We start from the raw sequence: 3223 nt of genomic DNA, 5'->3' as shown, positions 1-3223 counted from the left end.
CGCCCCCAGGATGACCCGGCGGTGGGTCTCCAGCACTTGCGGCCAGACGATCAGGTTGGCGATGCCGGTTTCGTCCTCCAGGGTGACGAAGACCACCCCCTTGGCGCTGCCCGGCTGCTGGCGGGCGATGACCAGCCCGGCCACCGCGGCCCTCCGGCCTTGCGGCAGGTCCGCCAGGTCCCCGGCGGGCCCGTAGCCCTGGGCGGCCAGGGCCGGGCGCAGAAGACCCGCCGGATGGGCCTTGAGCGACAACCCCAGGGAGCGGTAGTCGTCCGCCACCTCTTCCCCTGGCGAAGCCGCCGGCAGGACGACGGCGGCCTCGCGCCTTTCGGCATGGGCGAAGAGCGGCAGGGGTGCCGCCGCCTCCAACCCCTTGACCGCCCAGAAGGCTTGGCGGCGGTCCACCCCCTGGGAGCGGAAGGCATCCGCCCGTGCCAGGGCTTCCAGCGCCGCCCGCGGCACCCCGGCCCGCCAGAGGTCAGGAACGCTGCCGCCGCGGATCGCCGCCACCCGGCGGGCATCCGCCTCGGCCAGGCCCTTGGCCTGGCGGAAGCCCAGGCGCAAGGCGCCATCCTCCAGGGTGCAGTCCCAGTCGCTGAAGGCGACATCGACCGGCCGCACCTCCACCCCATGGTCGGCGGCGTCGCGCAAGATCTGAGCCGGGGCGTAGAAGCCCATGGGCTGGCTGTTGAGCAGGGCGCAGGCGAAGGCGGCCGGATAATGCCGCTTCAGCCAGGCCGAGACGTAGACCAGCAGGGCGAAGCTGGCGGCATGGCTTTCCGGGAAGCCGTATTCGGCGAAACCTTCGATCTGGCGGAAGCAGCGTTCGGCGAAACCGGCGTCGTAGCCGCGGGCCGCCATGCCGACTTGGAACTTCTCCCGGTAATGGTGGATGCGCCCGGAACGCCGGAAGGCCGCCATGGCGCGCCGCAGTCCGTCCGCCTCCGCCCCGCTGAAGCCGGCCGCCACCATGGCGATGCGCATGGCCTGTTCCTGGAACAAGGGAATCCCCAAGGTCTTGCCCAGCACTTGGCGCAGCTCGTCGGAGGGGAAGTCCACCGCCTCTTCCCCCCGGCGGCGGCGCAGGTAGGGATGGACCATGTCGCCCTGGATGGGGCCGGGCCGGACGATGGCCACCTCGATCACCAGGTCGTAGAAGCAGCGGGGCTTGAGGCGCGGCAGCATGGCCATCTGGGCCCGGCTTTCCACCTGGAACACCCCCAGGGAATCCCCCCGGCAGAGCATGGCGTAGACCGCCGGGTCCTCGGGCGGCACGTTGGCCAGGGTCAGGCGGCGGCCGTGGTGGGTCTCGATCAGCCCGAAGGCCTTGCGGATGCAAGTCAGCATGCCCAGGCCCAGGATGTCCACCTTGAGAATGCCCAGGCTGTCCAGGTCGGTCTTGTCCCATTCGATGACCGTGCGGTCTTCCATGGCGGCATTGGCGATGGGCACCACCTCGTCCAGACGGCCGCGGGCGATCACCATGCCGCCGGTATGCTGGGACAGGTGGCGTGGAAAGCCGCGCAGTTCCGCCGCCAGTTCCAGGACCATCGATACCGTCCGGTCGGTATCGTCAAGGCCGGCCTCGGCCAGGTCCTTGGCGTCGATCTCTTCGATACCCCGCCGCCAGGCGGCGCGCTGCAAGGCGACGATGGCGTCTTCGGCCAATCCCAGGACCTTGCCCACCTCGCGCAGCGCGCTCCGGCTGCGGTAGGTGATGACCGTGGCGGTCATGCCCGAACGCTCGCGGCCATGGCGGGCGTAAATGTACTGGATGACCTCCTCGCGGCGTTCGTTCTCGAAATCCACGTCGATGTCGGGGGGTTCGCCCCGCTCGGCGCTGACGAAGCGTTCGAACAGCACGTCGATGCGGTCCGGGTCGACCGAAGTGATGCCCAGGCAGTAGCAGACCGCCGAATTGGCCGCCGATCCCCGCCCCTGGCAAAGAATGCCGCGCGAACGGGCGAAGCGCACGATGTCGTAAACGGTCAGGAAATAAGGGGCGAAGCCCAATTGGCCGATCAGGGCCAGTTCGTGGGCGATCTGGGCCTTGACCTTGGGCGGCACCCCGGCCGGGTAGCGGGCGGCGGCGCCGTCCCAGGCCAGGCGCGCCAGGTCGCCGCCTTCTGCCGGATACTCGTAGCGCAGTTCGTCCAGGGAGAACCGGCAGCGTTCCACCACCGCCAGGGTGTTGGCGACGGCCTCGGGAACCTCGCAAAACAGGCGGGCCATCTCGTCCGGCGGCTTCAGGTGGCGTTCGGCGTTGGCCGCCAGGCGGAAGCCGGCCCCGGCCAGGGTGCAGCCCTCGCGAATGCAGGTCAACACATCGGCCAGCCGCCGCCGCGCCGGGTGGTGCATCCGCACGTCGTTGGTGGCCAGCAGGGGCAGTCCGACCGCCTGCGCCCGCCGCGCCAAGTCATGCAGACGCCGCCTGTCATCACCACAATATGAATTAGAAACAACGATATAGATGCCTTTGCTGAAAACTCCCCTCAACCTCAAGAGAAGATCACCAAAGTGATCGTCGATGTCGCCGGGCGGAATCAAGCCGAGGACCTGGCCTTGCGCATGGGCCTCCAGATCGGCCATGGACAGGATGCAGCCCCCCTTCCCCGCCCGCCGCTTGCCCAGGGTAAGCAACCGGCAAAGCCGCCCATAGGCGGCCCGGTCGGTGGGCCAGCAGAGGAAGGACGGCCCATCCGTCAAGTCCAGCCGCGCCCCCACCACCAGGCGGATACCCGCCTCCTTGGCCGCCTGGTGGGCGCGCACGATGCCGGCCAGGCTGTTGCGGTCGGCGATGGAAATGGCGGCCAGCCCCAAAGCCGCCGCCTGGATCGCCATCTCGTCCGCGTGCGACGCCCCTTCGAGGAAGCTGAAATTGCTCAAGCACTGGAGTTCGGCGTAGCTCACGGAAAGAAGCCGTGCAGGAACCAGCGGGGCGGGGTGTCGGGGCGGGCAAGGCCCTGGCGGTAGAGCCAGAAGCGGCGGCCTTCGGCGTCTTCCACCCGGTAGTAGTCGCGAACCTCGCCGTCGGGGATGCCGGGATCGGCCAGCCACCATTCGCCGCCGATCCGTTCCGGCCCCTCGGCCCGTGCCACCCGATGCGGATGGCGGCGCCAGCGGAACAAGGCCGGCGGCCCGTCGGGCAGGGGCGCCACCGCCTCGACGGGTTCCGGCCAGGGCAGCAGGTGCAAAGGACGCGGCCGGGCCGGCCAAGGCGGCA

2 protein-coding genes are annotated in these 3223 nt (G+C 69.8%); both read right to left on the bottom strand.

Annotated features, from left to right (window positions below; genetic code table 11):
• On the bottom strand, window positions 1-2910 hold a 2910-nt coding region (locus H7841_18035), incomplete at its 3' end, for an error-prone DNA polymerase (GenBank protein MEO5338758.1).
• On the bottom strand, window positions 2907-3223 hold a 317-nt coding region (locus H7841_18030; protein ID MEO5338757.1), incomplete at its 5' end, for a DNA polymerase Y family protein. The genes H7841_18035 and H7841_18030, both read right to left, overlap by 4 nt.

The sequence above is a fragment of the Magnetospirillum sp. WYHS-4 genome, assembly GCA_039908345.1.
Classification (GTDB): domain Bacteria; phylum Pseudomonadota; class Alphaproteobacteria; order Rhodospirillales; family GLO-3; genus JAMOBD01.
The sequence above is the reverse complement of the archived record's forward strand: the minus strand, read 5'-3'. Positions and strand labels throughout refer to the sequence as shown.